Below are 17,411 nucleotides of genomic sequence, written 5' to 3' on the forward strand. Positions count from 1 at the left end.
CTGATCACTCCTCGGTTGGTACCGGTGAAGCGGGATGGGTGTCTTCCCAGCGCACCGACTCCACAGCGCCAATCCCCTGCAAATGGGCAATGTCGTTGTACGAATTGAGCCGCCAGAGCTGTTGATGCCGTCGATTCACGCGCTCCCACCAGGTAATGCTGGTATTGCGGGTGTGAAAATCGATGGGTGGCACTACCAGACTCGGCATGCGGAAAAAGTGAATAAACGAACAGTCGATCACCCCACCGTGACAGACGACCACAATCGTTTTACCCTCATACTCGGTGGTAATGCGGGTCAGCGCCCGGCTCACCCGCAAGGTGAAATCGCCCCAACTTTCACCGCCGGGGGCAAGCGGACGTAACGGATACCGATCAAAATCCGGTACTCCAAACAACGCCCATGCTTTCTGGTTCGTCATGCCATCGGCTTCACCAACCCGCAACTCCTGCACTTCATCATCGAAGATGATGGGCAGCCCAAGGGCAGGTTGAATAATCTCGGCAGTCTGACGGGCACGCGGCAAGGTGGATGAAATCAGCACATCGGCTTTGATCTCACCGCTGGTTGCCAGCCGGTCACGCAGTCGTTCGGCCTGTGCGATTCCACGTTTGGTAAGCCCGGCATCGCCGCGCATGCCGGCAACAATTGGTTGAACATTAGCGACCGACTCGCCGTGACGGATCAGATATAAGTGTGTCATAGTCCCCTGTGCTCTGTGATGGCGAATACATAGAAGAAGCCAGCCTGCGCGCTGGCAAGCTGGCCTGAGAACATTCCTTCCAGAAGTGCAGGCGCGGCTAGCCAGTGCGTGTGACTGGCTGACGACGGTGACGACGACGGTCATAAAATACAGCCGTGCGGCTGTGCGAACAAATACATACAGTAAGCGTCGTAAACATCGTCTCCTCACCTGCTGCGCTCAACGTAACTAGTATACCACAGATTGATCGAATGCTGATACGCTGTTACGCAGCAGGACAGCAGCCTGGTGGGTTGGGTATGTGAGGGTGGGTACTATCGTTCCTCCTGATAGGCAGTGAATACGATCCGGTGATGCTGCGGATATGGGGAGGTAATGGACAACGCTCAATGCATGCAGATACACCTATCCCCGTTATAGTATTTACTTATTCTTTTGCTTGTAAAAAAGTCAATTGTAGTGGTCTGCCAGATTCTATTGGTGGCGCAATTGCCGTTGCAAATCCTGGTTTTATTAATAATGCTTCTTCCATCTCATTTCTTAAGTCTTCTGTCGAACCTACATGATAAAAATGAGAAACTGTTCGCTCAATTAGTCCGTTCCAATACTGAGGGATGTGCTGATTTTGACGATATCGATTTTCTTTCCACATAGACAACGCAAAGCCGCAAGCCAGATGTTGCGTCACCGTTGCCAGCTCGGCTGCATCGGATTCGGTCCATTGTTGATAGTAATCTGTATGTCTGCCAATGTAAGGCGGATCAAGATAGACAAAATCGTCTGGCTTGACGTCATTCAGACAATCTCGCCAATCTCCAATCCGAAACTCCCATACTTTGCTTTTCATAATATTACGAATCTGAGTTATTTGATTAACAATTTTTGTAATATATGCCTGACGAAAGCGATCTGTTTTTCGACAAAACGGAACATTGAATTCGCCTTTTCTATTGAAACGCATGACACCGTTAAAACATGACCGATTTAAAAAAATGAAATCTAAGGGATCACCACTTTTGTTGAAACGATCCCTGACAAAGTAGTAGTAATCTTCGCCTTTCAATGACAGCTTCTTTCCTTCTTCTGTCAAATACTTTCGTACAGTTTCAGGAAATATTTTTTCTTCATATATCATCTGATAAAGGCGTATTATATGAGGATTGATGTCATTTACAATTGCATAATCGGGCTGAACATTGAAAAGCACAGCTCCCGAACCTAAAAATGGCTCAATCCATCGTCCCTGACCGTGCCATGAGATATTACTTAGAATAAACTTAGTCAGTTTAGTCTTAATTCCTTGACACTTTATTGGTGGAACAATGACTCGTTGTACTGTACGTGGTAAACCTCTAGTGTTCATATGGTAAACCTTTATAACGCAAATAGCTTCGCAGGTCTGTATATGGTGGTCTGACCAGTTCTGCTGCTCTTGCCATATCTTTAGTCAGGTAAAACATCCAGTAATCATCAAAAACATCTTCACCGAGTGATGCAAAAGGGCCTGTTCCACTTAAAAGTCTGCTAATTTCTGTAACGGAACCTATATTCTTTGTGTTACCACTGCCTGGACGATCAGAGGCTATTTTGTATTTCTCATGCACAAAGAATTGAAAATCTCTGATAACCGAGATAATTCTTTCAAGATCTACCAGGTTATATGTTCTTCGTTCGTCAATAGATGTATCTGCCTTTGAATAAATGATACCCAGAACAAAGTGTCCGCTGTACGAACCGTAGGGGAAAGTCACATTCTTTGTGCTGTGCCGCTCGCGAAAATATCCTGTAAAGCTGCCCAGTGTCATGCCGTTAACGCGATTATTATCAATTCGGTAAGTACTTTTCAGATCAAGCGCAAAGCGATTACCGTCAACATCCACGAAACTTATATCTGGATAGAAATTCTGTTGTTCAGACAAGAACATTTTAAGCTGGTTTTGTTCGGCGAATTGTGCTAATCGGGGAAAAAGAAGGATTTCCAAAAGTTTTGAAATGACTTTCGTATCCGCCGAAATCGTGTAAATATTCCTGGCTACGTCAATAAAACCTTTGACGACCCAGTCACCAGTTTGTGTTGAAACTACCGGATTGAACGTTGCTACTTCATTTCGCAGAGCTTCCAGGAATTGGCTGCTATGCATGTTTGTCTGTCAACAGTGGTTCATGTTCAAATAAAGTAGTGCAACCTAACCAACTGAGCGATAACCCAGGAGCGATCCGTTGCTCATTGATACGAACCTCGCTTATCGCCACAGACACGGCCAGATATGTTGTGTACACGCTACGAAGCGGACTCAGACCAGTGCGTACCGTTGCCGATTGTCCATCGCAGGTGGTCACATGCACTGCGTGTTTCCCATCACCAATCGGCATCGCGTGATCGAACCCAGTGGCCATGTCCACCGTGCGATCCACCGGAGCACGATGCGCATATCTTCATCATGATCGGTACCGACCATCACCTGTGCTCAGTGCAGCGCTCCACGCGCTGTACTGCGTCGGTGCTCAACCTTTCACACATTCAATCATATAGTAGCATATCTCAACATAAGGTTCCTGAAAGGAGTTTTCGTTGTACCATACGAGCACATACCCAATCACATTATCACATCTACAGGATGGCTTCGAGAGTGACTGATCAGAAACAGCTTGATTTAAACCATCCTGGTTCTCAGTCGTATAGAATATGTCGTTTCTCTCCTCACAATAATGCGAAAGTACGAACATGAACACCCTCACACGATCCCTTTGTGTTACGTGAGTTTAGCGAAATAGTACATAACCTGCTCCAATCGGAATTCGCAGTATCTTCGCACCTGTTCCCACAGGAACATCGTCTCAAGAAGCAATTACGAACTATGCTGCTGGAACATGTTTTTGGGAGCTTTGGGTTACAGATTGATACAGAGCACTCAGTAAAACGCATCGTTCTCACTAACAGAGAGGGGGAAGTAAAGCTACCGTATTCAGTGTGGTCAGCGGGCCAGCGCGAGTTTGTGCCACTACTGTTGGGACTTTACTGGTTGTTGCCGCCCAATCGAATGCGCCGCAATGCGCTGGAATGGGTTGTTATTGAAGAACCTGAGATGGGCTTGCATCCAAGGGCAATCTCTGCTCTGCTGGCCCTGATACTAGAGCTGCTTGCACGGGGATAAATAGCAGGGTTGTAAATTGTGACAATACGTGCTGTATCACAGGAAGTGTTGATTTAGACACTGCATTGAGAGAAGTGTATCCAAATGATCATCGTTGGGATTAGGGAGTAGGGGTGCAATCCGAACAAGGAGAAAAGGCTGTTTGGATTGAAGTTCATCCGGCATTGACAAGTGAGGTGGAGACGGTACTTTGCAAGCTGTCCTGGCTCAAATCCTGGTTACGAGATCGTGGCAGTTTAGAGCTGCGGCAAATGACATCACCGAGCGCATTGTACAGTGTTGCAACAGGCAGTGGTGTTCACATCAGTCAGAATTCACCGCAGGCAAGACGACTGGCACAGAGTGGGCTGCGTTTCCCCTGCAGACGAGCCAACGTTTGTGAATGGGGTAGGCGACTTTTTCATGTGGGATTGCCGAGTTGAGACTATCTCTAAACCTGAACATGCATACCGACTGCACAGAACACCACCTGTGGGTCCCCTTTGGTATGCGGTTCAGTGTACTGCGGCGGCTAGTTGTCAATCCATCCCTTACACCACAATCAGCTCACGGGGGAAGGTGGTCAAGGAGCGACTGCCATCGGGGGTGATGACCACATCATCTTCGATGCGCACACCGAACTGGCCGGGCAGGTAGATGCCTGGTTCGACGGTGAAGGTCGTGCCTGGTAACAGTGGTGCATCACTGCCGGCAACAATGTTGGGTAGTTCGTGGGTTTCCAGGCCGAGGCCATGGCCGGTGCGGTGAACAAACGCTGCTCCGTAACCGGCATCCTCGATCACCTTACGCGCTGCGGCGTCAATGGTGGCGCCGCTCACGCCGGGCCGGCAGGCGTTGCGGCCAGCCGTGTTCGCCGCCAGTACGATGTCGTAAACATGGCGGGCCAGAGGGCCAGGATCGCCAATCGCTACTGTGCGGGTAATGTCTGAATGGTAACCCTGGCAGACGGCACCGCAGTCGATAATGACCAGATCACCGGTTTGCAGTACGCGATCACTGTTTTCGTGGTGAGGATTGGCAGCATTGGGGCCACTGGCTACCATGTTCGCGAAGCTCTCGCTGTCGGCGCCGGCTGCCATGATGGCGTCGCTCAGTATGCGTGAGAGGGTTCGCTCGCTCAGTCCGGCACGAATCTGTCTGATGAAGGTGTGTAATGCCTGCTCGACAATCGCTACCGCACGTTCCATAAGCGCCAGCTCTTCGGCGTCTTTAACCATCCGCAGTTCACTCAGCATCGGATCGAGATCAGCCGTGCGCAGACTGGGCGCAACAGCCTCCAGCGCCCGCAGCTCCATCACCCGCATGACAGTGTGCTCAACGGCCAACGGTTTATCTGGGACGTTGGCACCAAAAGCGGCTGCGATGCCGTCCGCCAATGCCTTCAGTGGCCCTTCAGCATCACTCCAGGCGAAGAATTGAGTTGCGAAAGGAACGCTTGCCCGCACCCGTTCGAGTTCGAGCTGGGGCAACACCATAACCGGTGTGTTACCGTTTGCCGGAAGCAAGAGCAGTGTGAGCCGTTTTCCGGGATGAAAGCGCAGACCGGTGAGATAGGTGAGATTGGTAGCCGGCATTAAGGCGGCACCGGCGTAATCTGCTGCAACCAGACGCTCTACCAGGCGGGACAGACGTGCAGACATGCGGCGCTCCTCTCTAGCGCATTCAACGTTGGGTCGGTAGTTGGCCGCGGGCGGCTAATTCTTGCGGCAGCAAGATAGCGTACAGCATCTCGTTGACCGGCACCGGAACACCGGCGGCGCGGGCCAGGCGTACCAGTGCTCCATTCTGGCTGGCCAGTTCTGAAGGCTGGCCGCTCATAATATCGCGTTGCAGCGAGGCTGTCCCTTCGTAAGGCATGCTATCGATAAACGTCATCATTGCGCTCACCGCATTGTCCGGCAGCATCACACCGCGGGCGGCAGCCACATCAACCACCTCTTGCAAACAACGTTCGACCAGTGGGCGGGTCTCAGGCAGTGAACGCCAGACCCCAATCGGGGCGCGGGTAGCGGCACCAAACCCACTCCAGGCGCAAATCAGCATAAACTTCTGCCAGAGGGCAACATGGATGTTTTCGGGGATAAAGGCGCGAATACCGGCCCCCTCCAGTGCGGCCTGAATCCGCGCCAGGCGAGGGGTATGGCGATTGTCGAGTTCACCGAAATCGATAGAGGGCGGATTGACCCCGGCATGAACGATCACACCCGGTGCAGCTCGATAGGCAATGATACGACACAAGCCGGCCAACACATGTTCGGTGCCGAGTACCTCTGCCAGTTCGGTCGGCGCATCGACCCCATTGAGCAGCGGAAGCACAGCCGTCTCTGGGCCAATCAGCGGTTGCATCGCATATGCCGCTTCGCGCACCTGCCAGCCTTTCACACCCACAATCACCAGATCAACCGGGCCTACCTCGGCGGGTTGATCGGTCGCCTTCACGTCCGGTACCCAGAAATCGCCGGCAATGCTCTGCACGCGCAGGCCATGAGTTCGCATGGCAGTCAGATGATCGTCCCGGGCAATAAAGAAAACGTCGTGACCGGCCTGGGCCAGGCGACCACCGAAGTAGCCGCCGACACCACCAACACCAACAATCGCTATCCGCATAGGGTTTTCGACAGTCATACAGGCACTCTTACAGCAATTCAACGATAAGCTTTAGCGCTCCCAGCCGCAACTCATCGCCGTGTTGGATCGGCTGCGGCTGACGGGGTGGTATCTTGTTGTTGTTCCGAAAGCTCCCATTTGTGCTATCAAGGTCTTCGTAGTAGACCTGACCCTGTTGAACCAGAAAGCGCCCATGGCGGCGACCAACGCCACGTTCAAGACCGCCATGAGCGGTCAAATCGATATCAGGGTAAAAATTACTTACCGGATCGGCGCGCCCAACGGTGGCCTGGCCGGTGGCCGGTAATGAGAGCACCGTGCCGTTTTCTAGCCGTAACCGTACCCCGGCTAGCGAATTACGTACCGGTGGGGCTACCGCAGGCGCAGGCGGAACCGGTGGAGGTGGAACTGGTGGTACGGGGGCTGGCCGGGCCGGTGCTGGTGTTTGGATGGTGGCCAGTTGAGGTGGCGGATAGACAGGTTGTGGTGGAACACTGGGGAATGGTGAGCCAACTCCCGGTGGCGGCGAAACCACAGGGCGATTGAAGAGCGGGGCACCGCAACTATCGCAGAAGGCTTCACCTGGAATAACGCTGGTTCCGCACTGCGGGCAGGTGGTTGGCCCGGCACTTACCGTACCGGCACCTGCTACAGGTGGTGCAGCAGGTGCTGGCGTGGGAGCCTGGGGAGGGGCAGCCGGAACTGGAATCAATTGCGCACCACACTGATCACAGAAACGGGCACTATCGGGATTGGCAACACCACATTGTGGACAGAATGGCACAACGTTCCTCCGTATCTGACTAAGACGTTCTTCGTCGCGTAGGCGAGGCCGGGATCGCCCAATTCTGTAGTCACGAGTCGCGAATGGTACCATCTCCATTCATCCTTACGACTCGCCGTTGCTCATACGACTCGTGTACGACAGATGAAGTTGCAGCGTTGCTCCATGCCATTCATGCATATTGTTGATATGTCCACTATAGCACAAGATTCGGATCAGCGATGGCAACACCTCACCGGTAGTTCCGTCGTTCGCCGACATCCAGCAGCGCTTCCTCGTGCTCTTCAGCACCAATCCCAAAGATCAGACGCACCCCTCGATCATACGTGAAATAGCTATACGCCCAATTGAGCAGGACTAACGCCCGGTTGCGAAAACCGACCAGTGCCATCAAATGGACAAACAGCCAGCCAACCCAGGCCAGCCAGCCGCTCAGCCGCACACCGAAGGCGTCGAGCACAGCAGCGCTGCGGCCAATTGTTGCCATCTGACCCTTATCGTGGTACTGAAAGGGCTGCATTGGTCGCCCGTCAATCTGAGCCAATACATTTCGGGCGGCATGTTCACCCATCTGGATGGCTACCGGTGCCACCATCGGGTAGGCAACCCCGGGGCGATAGCCTTCCAGGTACGCCATATCACCGATCACAAAGACGCGGTCATCGTCCGGCAAGGTAAGCTGAGGAGTTACCACCACACGTGCACCACGGCCAAGTGTTACCCCCAGCGCATCGACCAATGGCGCACCCCGTACTCCGGCAGCCCAGACAACAGTTTTCGTGGCAAGGCTGGAGCCATCGCCAAACCGGAGACCGTTTGCATCCGCATCGGCGACCGGCGTGTTCAGGCGAACATCAACACCCATGCGTTGCAGACGGTGCAACGCAGCCTGTTGCAACGAATCTGGAAATGAGGCGAGAATACGGTCGGTAGCTTCGATCAGGACAACCCGGGCCTGGCGGACATCAAGCATCGGATAATCGTGCCGAATCACATGGCGGATAAGCTCGACAAAGGCTCCAGCCAGTTCAACACCGGTTGGGCCACCACCAACCACAGCAAACGTCAACAATGCCATCTGCTTATCCGGATCGCTCTCGGCAGCAGCCCGTTCACAACACAACAAGACGTGGTTACGCAACCGTTGGGCTTCGTTTAGATCTTTCATGCCCAGGGTGTGACGGGCAATCCGCTCGTTACCGAAGAAATTGGTCGTGCTGCCGGCTGCCAGAATCAGATAATCGTACTGCACACTACCGGTATTGGTATGCACAAGCTGACGGGTAAAATCAACGCTGTGAACTTCGGTGAGCAGAAAGTTCACATTGCGATAACGGCGCAGAATGGCGCGTACCGGATAGGCAATCGACTCCGGTTCCAGGCCGGCGGTTGCGACCTGGTAGAGCAGCGGCCAGAAACCGTGATAGTTGGTGCGATTTATCAGCAGCACATCCGCTGGCGCCTGGGCCAGTGTACGGACCGCGGCCAGACCGCCGAAGCCGGCACCTACAATCACAATTCGTGGACGACGGGACTGAGCGGATGGCTGGTTGGATATGGTATGTGGCGAAGACATGACTCGCCTCCTTTCTAGTGAAATCATTCACAAAATATCACGAACACCCTACCCCGTCAATCCGTCGCCAGAACGAACCACGGTAGATCAGCGCTGTACGATCACCCATCCCCGTCGGTCACGTCGCGGGAATGGAAGCGGTGGCAAGGGCCAGACATCATCGATCCAGACGAGCGTGACGTAACGAGCAGTGGCGTGGGCCGACCAGAAGTCTGGATCGGCGATGGCGAGATCGTGCTCGTATACCCGGCGAATTTCGTGTATCTCGCCTGTCGAAAGTAGACGACTGATTACTTCTGTCACCAGCGCCAATCCGGCCAGTGGCCCACCGGCACGCTTGAGAAGCAGGATGTCGCCGACTGCGACACGACCAAATGGAGGACGGCGGTTGTGAGCAAAACGGCTTTCGATCCGTTTTTGGCCGCTGAGGATGCGACTCAAATACGGTTCGCGCAGTATGACCAGGTGGAGAGTTGGAGCGCTTTGTGTATGATACCACCGACTCAGACGCTCGTGCCACGTCGGTTGGGTTTGTATTGCCGCGATGATCTGTTGCCAGAGTTGTGGCGATAATTGCATACCTATTGCCAGATGGGGAATCCATGCGACATACGTATCATAACACAAGACGCCCAGGTTGGGAGCATTGCCCACTGCAATACCGGTTTTCAAAGAATATCGCATACGTGGGGCCTGGCGGAAGGTGGGCTGGTGGAGGGCATATGCCGGCAGCAAATGCTTATGTGGATTGAGGGTGTACTGATTGTTCGGATTGGTAGTACAATACAATAATGCGCCGCAGCAGGCAGACGTTGTGGCCACGACCGGCGGAGGTTTGTGTGGAGATCGATATTGCGCTCGTGCGCACATGGGCGCAACAAGCCGGTGATATGCTTTTGCGCTCGTACTTCAATCAGGTGTCGCCAGAACGAAAACTCGACAAGAGTCTGGTAACGGCGGCAGATCGTGCGATTGAGGATTGGTTACGCGCTGCAATTCACGCTCACTTTCCCGATCATGGTGTGTTGGGCGAGGAGCGCGATCCGGTTGGTCTCGACCGTGAGTATATCTGGGTTATCGATCCGATTGACGGCACCAGTTCATTTGTGTCGGGACTACCGATGTGGGCCGTCTCTATCGGTATTCTGCGGCATGGTGAGCCGCAGGCCGGTGTAATTTATCTGCCGGTCTTGGGCGATTGTTATTGGGCGCTTGCCGGTAGTCAGGCGTTCTGGAATAATGATGTGCCGATCCAGGTTGCGCCTCCCCAACCGCCCGGTCCCAACGATTGGATTGCCATTCCTTCAACTTTCCATCGGGCGTATACCATCCACTACCCCGGTAAAGTACGGGTGCTGGGATCGGTTGCCGCCGATTGTTGTTACGTGGCCCGTGGTCAGGCGAAGGCCGCTATTATCGGTAAAGCAAAGGTGTGGGATGTTGCTGCCGGGTGGGTGATAGTACAGTCAGCCGGTGGGGTGGTTTGTCCGCTGGAAGGAACCTTGCCCGACTGGATGACACTGCTGCAAACGATTCGTCTGCCAACGCCGGTCGTGATCGGTCACCCGCAACAGGTAGCGCAGGTGTGCGCGGTTGTGCAGCGCATTAAGCCTTGAGTTGACACGAGCACTTCAAGTACCTTTCAGTGGTGTATGAACTTGAACTAAAACCTATGGGCGACTACGCGGATGCACACAGATATGCGCGGATTGGGCGGATACTCGTGGATAGCTCACATCCTCACCCCCATCCGCGCCGGTTCGCGTCATTCGCGTGTATCCGTGTTCCTCTTCACTGATCGCCACTCTTATGAGCCTGGAATGTGTTCTCCTGTCCCCCCCAGTTCGCCAACCATCAGCATTTCGTATTATAATGACCGGTATCAGTTGTGGCAGCAAATACACAAAGGAGTGACCATCATGACTGCGCCTGCTGTGCGCCACATTCGTCTTGTCACTGAAATACCCGGCCCGCGTTCGCGCGCATTACTGGCGCGGCGTGATGCGGCGGTGGTTGCCGGTTTGGGGCGGGCAACTCCAATAGCGATTGCCTCCGGCCAGGGTGCGCTGGTGACTGATGTTGATGGCAATACCCTGATCGATTTTGTCAGCGGGATTGGGACGCTCGCCGTCGGCCACTGTCCTCCCGAAGTGGTTCAGGCGGTTCAGGCTCAGGCCGAACAGTTGATCCACCTTTCGGCGTTAGTTGGCACTTATGAACCGTATGTTGCCCTCTGCGAGCGGTTAAATGCGCTGGTGCCAATCAGCGAGCCGTGCAAGACGTTACTATCAAATTCGGGTGCCGAAGGGGTGGAAAATGCGATCAAATTTGCCCGCGCTGCGACCGGGCGGCCTGCCATTATCGTGTTTGATGGCGCGTACCACGGGCGAACATTGCTCACGCTTTCGCTCACGTCCCGCACCTACTTCAAAAAGAAATTCGGCCCGTTTGCCCCAGAGATTTACCGCGCACCTTTTCCTTACGCCTACCGGATGGGCATGAGTGAGGCAGAGGCAGTTGAGCAGTGCTGGGCCGCATTTGAACGCATGCAGATTGCCGGTGTCGATCCCGAAACGGTGGCTGCGGTCTTGATTGAACCGGTGCAGGGTGAAGGTGGCTTTATCCCGGTGCCGGTCGAATTTATGCGGCGCTTACGCGAATTTTGCACGCGCAACGGCTCACTGTTGATTGTCGATGAAGTGCAGAGTGGTTTTGGTCGTACCGGTACGCTCTTTGCGATTGAGCAGTTTGGCGTTGAACCTGACATCATCGTAGCGGCCAAGAGCATCGCTGCCGGTATGCCACTGGCTGCCACGATTGGTCGTGCCCGCATTATGGATTGCGCCCATTACGGCGGCGTCGGTGGTACCTATGGCGGCAATCCGCTCGCCTGTGTCGCGGCGCTGGCCACTATCGATCTGATTGAACGCGAGCGCTTGCTGGAAAGGGCAAAGGTGATCGGCCAACAGATTCGGGCCAGATTTGAACCATTGCTGGCCGATGATTCTCTCGATCCACTGGTTGGTGATGTTCGTGGTCTGGGCGCAATGATCGGGATCGAGCTGGTCAAGGATCGCCGCAAACGAACTCCAGCCGCCGCCGAAGAGGTGCTGGCGATCCTGGGGCGTGCGCTTGAACGTGGGGTGCTGGCGATGCGGGCCGGTCTGTATGTGAACTGTATCCGCTTGCTGGTACCACTTGTTATCACTGATGATCAGCTCGATGAAGGGTTAGAGGTGCTGATAGGGGCGATGCGCCACTGACCAGCATTGAGGCAGCCGTAAAGGGTGAGCGTGCAGGAACACTGCGCTCTCGCTGCCATTACGTGCTGCCTCATTCTAAACCCAAGTTGCTACCTTTGTCACCACAGAGGCACGGAGTACACAGATAATGGGTATAACCCGAGTTGCTACGTTGAGGCATCACGTAGCGCGTCTATAAAAACTGGCTGCTACCCAAATCGCTCATACAGTTACGGTGCATGGTGTTGTGTGTAGCGTCTTGCTGTTCATCCCTGAAGTCAGCTTCACGTGACCTGTTCACAGCGTAGGTGGCAACGTGGGTTATTCCAAAGGAGAATAGCTTATGACAATTGTTGTTGTTCAGACCAGACCTGAACATATTCCGCAGTTGGTTATTCACCAACAAGTCTGTTTTCCTCATCTGCATCCCGACGATCACTTTGACGCCGAGAACTTTGCCAATCATTTACGCCTGTTTCCCGAAGGGCAACACGTGGCCCTCGATGGTGATCGCGTCGTCGGGCAGAGTAGCACCTTTCGTATCAGCGGCGCAAAAGTCTTTCATCACCACACGTTTGAAGAGATCGTTGATCACGGCAATTTTGGCAACCACGATCCGACAGGTGAATGGCTGTATGGCGCCGATATGAGTGTGCATCCCGATTACCGGGGGCGCGGTATCAGCCGAATGTTGTACGATGCGCGCAAAGCACTCATTCGGCATCTCGGCCTGAAAGGTATGGTCGCCGGTGGCATGCTGCCCGGCTACGCTGCCTATCGTGACCAGATGACGGTCGAAGAGTATGTGGATGCGGTTGTGGCAGGGTGCTTGACCGATCCGACGCTCACCCCGCAGTTACGGAATGGGTTTACGGTGCGTGGTATTATCTACAACCATATCCGTGATAGTAATATGCCGCACGCCGCACTTATCGTGTGGGAGCCGTGATAGTCCGCATCTTATCGCGTGCTACGGCGGATACTGCGCACGATGATGCCCAGGCATCCTACACCCAATGCCACCCCGATCAGCCATAATTCACTGCCGGCAGCAGGCAGGCTGGTACTGGCGGTGGCTGCCATCACCACCTGAATATCAGTACGCGGAGCATTACCGGTAATGACCGGAATGAGCGTGTTGGTCGAGAACAGCGTGCGTCCGCCGGATTGAATCCGGCCTTGCAACGTATAGACCCGCCCTGCGTCGATCAGTGTCGGATTGTAGGCCAGATTGAAGCGAAACGGTGGTTGGGCGCCATTCGTCGTGAATGTCTGTTCAACCACCACCCGCCCACCGGTTCCCTGTGATGTCACCTCAGCAATCTGAAGCGTTACCAGTGCATCAGCAGGCAGTGTAATCTGCTCGCGATAGGTAATAATCCCGCTCAGACTGGCCGTCGGTTGGGCGATAGCGCTGGCCGGTATGAATGTCAGGAGCAGACCAATCAACGTGTATATTGTCCGCCGTATATCCAGCATAGCGTTCTCCATGTTGCAAAACAGGCGAGAGAAGATGGTATACTCAAGATTATAAACGATAGAGATGCGCAAAAGTTACCAATGCGGGACATTGCGCATTCACATGACACGACGCTGGAGAAGTTATGCCGCTCTATCTGGTTACGGTGGCGTCATCTGCCAACAGATCACCACAACAGCTCTATCTGCTGGCCGGCGCTGAACTTACGCCATCAGCAGTGACGTCGTTAGCCGATCAACTATTGCACGATCCGGTGGTGCAACAGGTTCACTGGCAAGTTGTCGAAGATGGTCAGGCGCTTATCGATCCGTTTCTACCGCCAACTGATGCGTTAGTGATGGAAGTTGCCTATCGTCCTGGTGTAACCGATAGTGAAGGTGAGAGTGTAGTTGAAGGGGCGCGTCGGCTGGGCATCCGCAGTCTGGAGCATGCCCGCTCATTGCGCCGGTATATTTTGCCGGCGACGACCGATCCCGTGCAGGCAGCGGCGGATCTCGCGATTGATGTTGTCCAAACCACTATCGCCTACCATCCCGGTGCCCAGGCGACGGCACGGGCCGCTTTTTATGCACTGCTGGTCGCCGAGCCACATCCCACTACCCCGCACGTGGCGATGGTTCCTCTCCGTGCTGCTGATGATGATGAGTTGATGGCAATTAGTCAGCGCGGTGTGCTGGCGCTTGATCTGGCCGAGATGCGGGCGATTCAAGCCTATTTCACCGCTCAGGGCCGTGATCCGACCGATGGTGAACTTGAGACGATTGCCCAGACCTGGAGTGAACACTGTTCCCACAAGACGTTCAAGGCCCGCGTGCAGTATTCTCAACCACCAGAAGATCTAGATCTATCGGTTGATAGCGAGCATTACCCGATGCTCACCCGGCTTGCTGCCGGCAACTGCACCATCGATAGCCTCATCCGCACCTTTCTGATGAGGGCAACCCAAGAGGTACTCTCCAGACGTCAGGACGAATGGGTGTTGAGTGCATTTGTTGATAACGCCGGCATTCTGGCGTTTGGGGATCGGCACGAAGTTTCGTACAAGGTCGAGACCCACAACCATCCCAGTGCGCTCGAACCATTTGGTGGCGCAAATACCGGTGTGGGTGGCGTCATTCGCGATGTACTGGGAGTTTCGGCACGACCGATTGCCAATATTGACGTGCTCTGTTTCGGTATGCCCGACGCACCGCCGCCACCGGCGGGTGTGCTCCATCCGCGCCGGATCGCCAGTGGAGTGGTCGCCGGGATTCGTGACTACGGAAATAAACTCGGTATTCCGACTGTCGGCGGTGCAGTGCTGTTCGATCCCGGTTACACCGCCAATCCATTGGTCTACTGTGGCACGGTTGGCCTTGCCCCGCGTGGCCTCCACCCGCGAAATGTGCATCCGGGAGACATCATTGTGGTCATGGGTGGACGCACCGGGCGTGATGGGATCCACGGTGCAACCTTCTCCAGCATCGAACTGACGCACACGACTGCCAGTGAGGTGGGTAGTGCGGTGCAGATTGGTGACCCGATCACCGAAAAGAAAATGCTGGATGTGCTCTTGCAGGCACGTGATGCCGGTCTCTATTCAGCAATTACCGATTGTGGTGCAGGTGGTTTATCGTCCGCAGTTGGTGAAATGGGGGCGGAACTGGGCGCTGAGGTGCATCTCGAACATGTACCGTGCAAGTATGCCGGTTTGCAACCGTGGGAAATCTGGCTTTCCGAGGCGCAAGAGCGGATGGTGCTGGCAGTACCGCCCGACCGTCTGATCGCTCTGCTCACCCTGTGTACGGCTGAGGAAGTGGAAGCGACCCCGATTGGCCGATTCACCGACGATAAGCGGCTGCGCGTTTTCTATCGCGATCTGGCAGTCGTCGATCTCGATATGCACTTCCTCCACGAAGGCCGCCCACAACGGGTGCTCAATGCCGTATGGCAGCCTTCACCGGCATTGCGTCAATCACCACAACTGACCAACATCGATCCAGAACAGGCTCTGTTGGCCCTCCTCGCCCATCCTTCAATCGCCTCTAAAGAGCGCATCATCCGAACCTACGATCACGAAGTCGGTGGTGGTACGGTTATCAAACCGCTGGTTGGTGTCAGCCTGGCCGGGCCTTCCGATGCCACCGTCCTTCAGCCGCTCCCCGGTGAGACAGCCGGCCTGGCGCTAGGCTTTGGTATCTGCCCGCGCTACGGACGACACGATCCCTACTGGATGGCCCTGGCTGCTATCGACGAGGCGCTACGAAATGTTGTCGCAGTGGGGGGCGATCCTGACCGGACGGCCATTCTCGACAACTTCTGCTGGGGTGATCCAAAGCAACCTGATCGCATGGCCGGCCTGGTACGGGCAGCCGCTGCCTGCTACGACGGTGCCGTTGCCTTCGGTACCCCCTTCATCAGCGGGAAAGACTCACTCAACAACGAATATCGTGACGCCGAAGGCCGCCGGGTTGCCATCCCGCCAACCCTTCTGATCTCGGCGCTGGCCGAGGTACCGGATATCCGACAGTGTGTCACAATGGACGTAAAGCAGCCCGGTGATGTCATCTACCTCCTCGGTACCACCCGCTCTGAATTTGCCGGCAGTCATCTGGCAGCAGTCGGCATGATCGACGATGTTGGCGCCTTACCGAAAGTTGATCTGGTGGCAGCACGCACGACGTTCCGTACTCTGCATCGAGCAATCCGTGCCGGTCTGGTACGCGCCTGCCACGATCTCAGCGAGGGTGGACTGGCAGTAGCCGCTGCCGAGATGGCGATTGCCGGTGAACTTGGTCTGCATCTCGTGCTTGATAAGCTGGATGTTGATCCGATTACGGCCCTGTTTAGCGAAACCCCAAGTCGATTCTTAATTGCAGTTGATCCAGCCCATGGAGCAGCGTTCGAGGCCATGTTCGCCGGCCTGCCGCTCGTGCGTCTGGGTGTAGTGACTGCCATACCAGCGTTACAGATCGAGTGGCAGGAACGTCCCCTGATCAACGTGCCGGTGACAACTCTACATGATGTCTGGCAGCATAGCCTCGATGTGATCAATGTAAAGGATAGTGATCTATGAGCGGGCAGTCTCCGCTAAGTTGTGCTGAATTTGTTATCGAAGTCGAACAGCGATTGCAGGGCGAACCTGCCATCGACTTTCTCGGTCGTGAAGGGGAGGTGATCCAGGTTCGCGCCGGTCAGCGTCGGTTGCGGATCGACATAAAACCCTTTTACAATGCCTACACGCAGGCTCCAGAGCACTTTGATCTGGTGTATGCGACGCTGCTCCGTGTTCTGTATGAACAGCTACCTGCTCGTGAAGCGAAAACATTTAGTGAAGTAGCGCAGCGCGTGCTGCCCATGCTCAAGCCGATTGTGCTCCTCAACGCCGTCTTCGAGAAAAAATTGCCGATGCTGGCGTATCGTCCATTTCTTGCCGATCTCATCATCACCTACGTCATCGACGAACCGCAGACGGTGGCGTACATCAACGAACGGCATCTCGAACGGTGGGGAATTGGCGAGCATGTGCTTCACGAGCAAGCGCTGACCAACCTGGCTGCCCGCACTCAGGAGCGGGCCAGGTTTCTGGTGACGGGAGAAGGGGCACAGCGCCTGATTATCGCCAATTCGCAAGATGGGTATGATGCTACCCGCATCTTACTGCCCAATCTCCTGGCAAGCTGGCAACCCCACTTTCCGGGAACGATGGTGATCGGCATTCCCAATCGCGATTTTCTCATCGCCTTCAGCGATGCCGACGAAAGCATTCTCACCAGCGTTGCGCACCAGATTCAGCTCGATGCTGCTCAGCGTGACAATGGCTTGACCGACCAACTCTTCACGATTGAGGATGGTCAGGTACGTGAATATCATTGGGTGTAGTAG

Annotated in this window: 15 protein-coding genes; 6 read left to right on the forward strand and 9 right to left on the reverse strand. The window is 54.6% G+C overall.

Annotation, left to right across the window (positions count from 1 at the left end; translation table 11 throughout):
• Window positions 1-4: 4 nt before the first annotated feature.
• The 3 genes from VAE57_RS10295 to VAE57_RS10305 form a co-directional block, all read right to left on the reverse strand.
• Entirely contained in the window at window positions 5-703 is a 699-nt protein-coding gene (locus VAE57_RS10295) for a histidine phosphatase family protein (RefSeq protein ID WP_322821796.1), read from the reverse strand.
• A 427-nt stretch (window positions 704-1,130) separates the two neighbouring features.
• Window positions 1,131-2,066: a Dam family site-specific DNA-(adenine-N6)-methyltransferase gene (locus VAE57_RS10300; RefSeq protein WP_322821797.1), complete on the reverse strand. Its 936-nt coding sequence runs from the start codon at window positions 2,064-2,066 to the stop codon at window positions 1,131-1,133.
• Window positions 2,056-2,844, reverse strand: a complete 789-nt coding sequence (locus VAE57_RS10305) for a type II restriction endonuclease (RefSeq protein WP_322821798.1) — start codon at window positions 2,842-2,844, stop codon at window positions 2,056-2,058. The genes VAE57_RS10300 and VAE57_RS10305 overlap by 11 nt, the downstream gene beginning before the upstream one ends.
• Window positions 2,845-3,453: 609 nt before the next feature.
• Here VAE57_RS10305 and VAE57_RS10310 point away from each other — a divergent pair.
• Window positions 3,454-3,858 (forward strand): AAA family ATPase, encoded by a 405-nt coding sequence (locus tag VAE57_RS10310; protein WP_322821799.1) that lies wholly within the window; start codon window positions 3,454-3,456, stop codon window positions 3,856-3,858.
• 530 nt (window positions 3,859-4,388) lie between these two features.
• Here VAE57_RS10310 and VAE57_RS10315 read toward each other — a convergent pair.
• The 5 genes from VAE57_RS10315 to VAE57_RS10335 form a co-directional block, all read right to left on the reverse strand.
• A complete protein-coding gene (locus tag VAE57_RS10315) occupies window positions 4,389-5,498 on the reverse strand; it encodes an aminopeptidase P family protein (RefSeq protein WP_322821800.1) in 1,110 nt (369 codons plus the stop codon).
• A gap of 22 nt (window positions 5,499-5,520) precedes the next feature.
• Window positions 5,521-6,483, reverse strand: a complete 963-nt coding sequence (locus VAE57_RS10320; protein WP_322821801.1) for a 2-dehydropantoate 2-reductase — start codon at window positions 6,481-6,483, stop codon at window positions 5,521-5,523.
• A 10-nt stretch (window positions 6,484-6,493) separates the two neighbouring features.
• Window positions 6,494-7,249 carry a zinc-ribbon domain-containing protein gene (locus VAE57_RS10325; protein ID WP_322821802.1) on the reverse strand — a complete coding sequence of 252 codons (756 nt, stop codon included), beginning with the start codon at window positions 7,247-7,249 and terminating at the stop codon, window positions 6,494-6,496.
• Window positions 7,250-7,481: 232 nt separating this feature from the next.
• Window positions 7,482-8,825 carry an NAD(P)/FAD-dependent oxidoreductase gene (locus VAE57_RS10330; protein WP_322821803.1) on the reverse strand — a complete coding sequence of 448 codons (1,344 nt, stop codon included), beginning with the start codon at window positions 8,823-8,825 and terminating at the stop codon, window positions 7,482-7,484.
• Between the two features lie 87 nt (window positions 8,826-8,912).
• Complete coding sequence (locus VAE57_RS10335; protein ID WP_322821804.1) at window positions 8,913-9,509, reverse strand: ASCH domain-containing protein; 597 nt, start codon at window positions 9,507-9,509, stop codon at window positions 8,913-8,915.
• 155 nt (window positions 9,510-9,664) lie between these two features.
• On the opposite strand from VAE57_RS10335, the gene VAE57_RS10340 reads away from it, so the two are divergent.
• From VAE57_RS10340 to VAE57_RS10350, 3 genes are all read left to right on the forward strand, one after another.
• A complete protein-coding gene (locus VAE57_RS10340; protein WP_322821805.1) occupies window positions 9,665-10,441 on the forward strand; it encodes an inositol monophosphatase family protein in 777 nt (258 codons plus the stop codon).
• 303 nt (window positions 10,442-10,744) lie between these two features.
• Window positions 10,745-12,088: an aspartate aminotransferase family protein gene (locus tag VAE57_RS10345; protein ID WP_322821806.1), complete on the forward strand. Its 1,344-nt coding sequence runs from the start codon at window positions 10,745-10,747 to the stop codon at window positions 12,086-12,088.
• Between the two features lie 322 nt (window positions 12,089-12,410).
• A complete protein-coding gene (locus VAE57_RS10350) occupies window positions 12,411-13,016 on the forward strand; it encodes a GNAT family N-acetyltransferase (protein WP_322821807.1) in 606 nt (201 codons plus the stop codon).
• Between the two features lie 11 nt (window positions 13,017-13,027).
• On the opposite strand, the gene VAE57_RS10355 is transcribed toward VAE57_RS10350, so the two are convergent.
• On the reverse strand, window positions 13,028-13,546 hold the full coding sequence (locus VAE57_RS10355; protein WP_322821808.1) for a YbaY family lipoprotein: 519 nt from the start codon (window positions 13,544-13,546) through the stop codon (window positions 13,028-13,030).
• 125 nt (window positions 13,547-13,671) lie between these two features.
• Here VAE57_RS10355 and purL point away from each other — a divergent pair, with 125 nt between their 5' ends.
• Both purL and VAE57_RS10365 read left to right on the forward strand, forming a co-directional pair.
• On the forward strand, window positions 13,672-16,602 hold the full coding sequence (purL, locus tag VAE57_RS10360; protein ID WP_322821809.1) for a phosphoribosylformylglycinamidine synthase subunit PurL: 2,931 nt from the start codon (window positions 13,672-13,674) through the stop codon (window positions 16,600-16,602).
• The gene (locus tag VAE57_RS10365; RefSeq protein WP_322821810.1) at window positions 16,599-17,408 is read left to right on the forward strand and encodes a DUF1444 family protein; all 810 of its coding nucleotides are present in this window, start codon (window positions 16,599-16,601) and stop codon (window positions 17,406-17,408) included. The genes purL and VAE57_RS10365 overlap by 4 nt, the downstream gene beginning before the upstream one ends.
• Window positions 17,409-17,411: the final 3 nt, after the last annotated feature.

This window comes from Chloroflexus sp., assembly GCF_034434295.1.
Lineage (GTDB): Bacteria > Chloroflexota > Chloroflexia > Chloroflexales > Chloroflexaceae > Chloroflexus.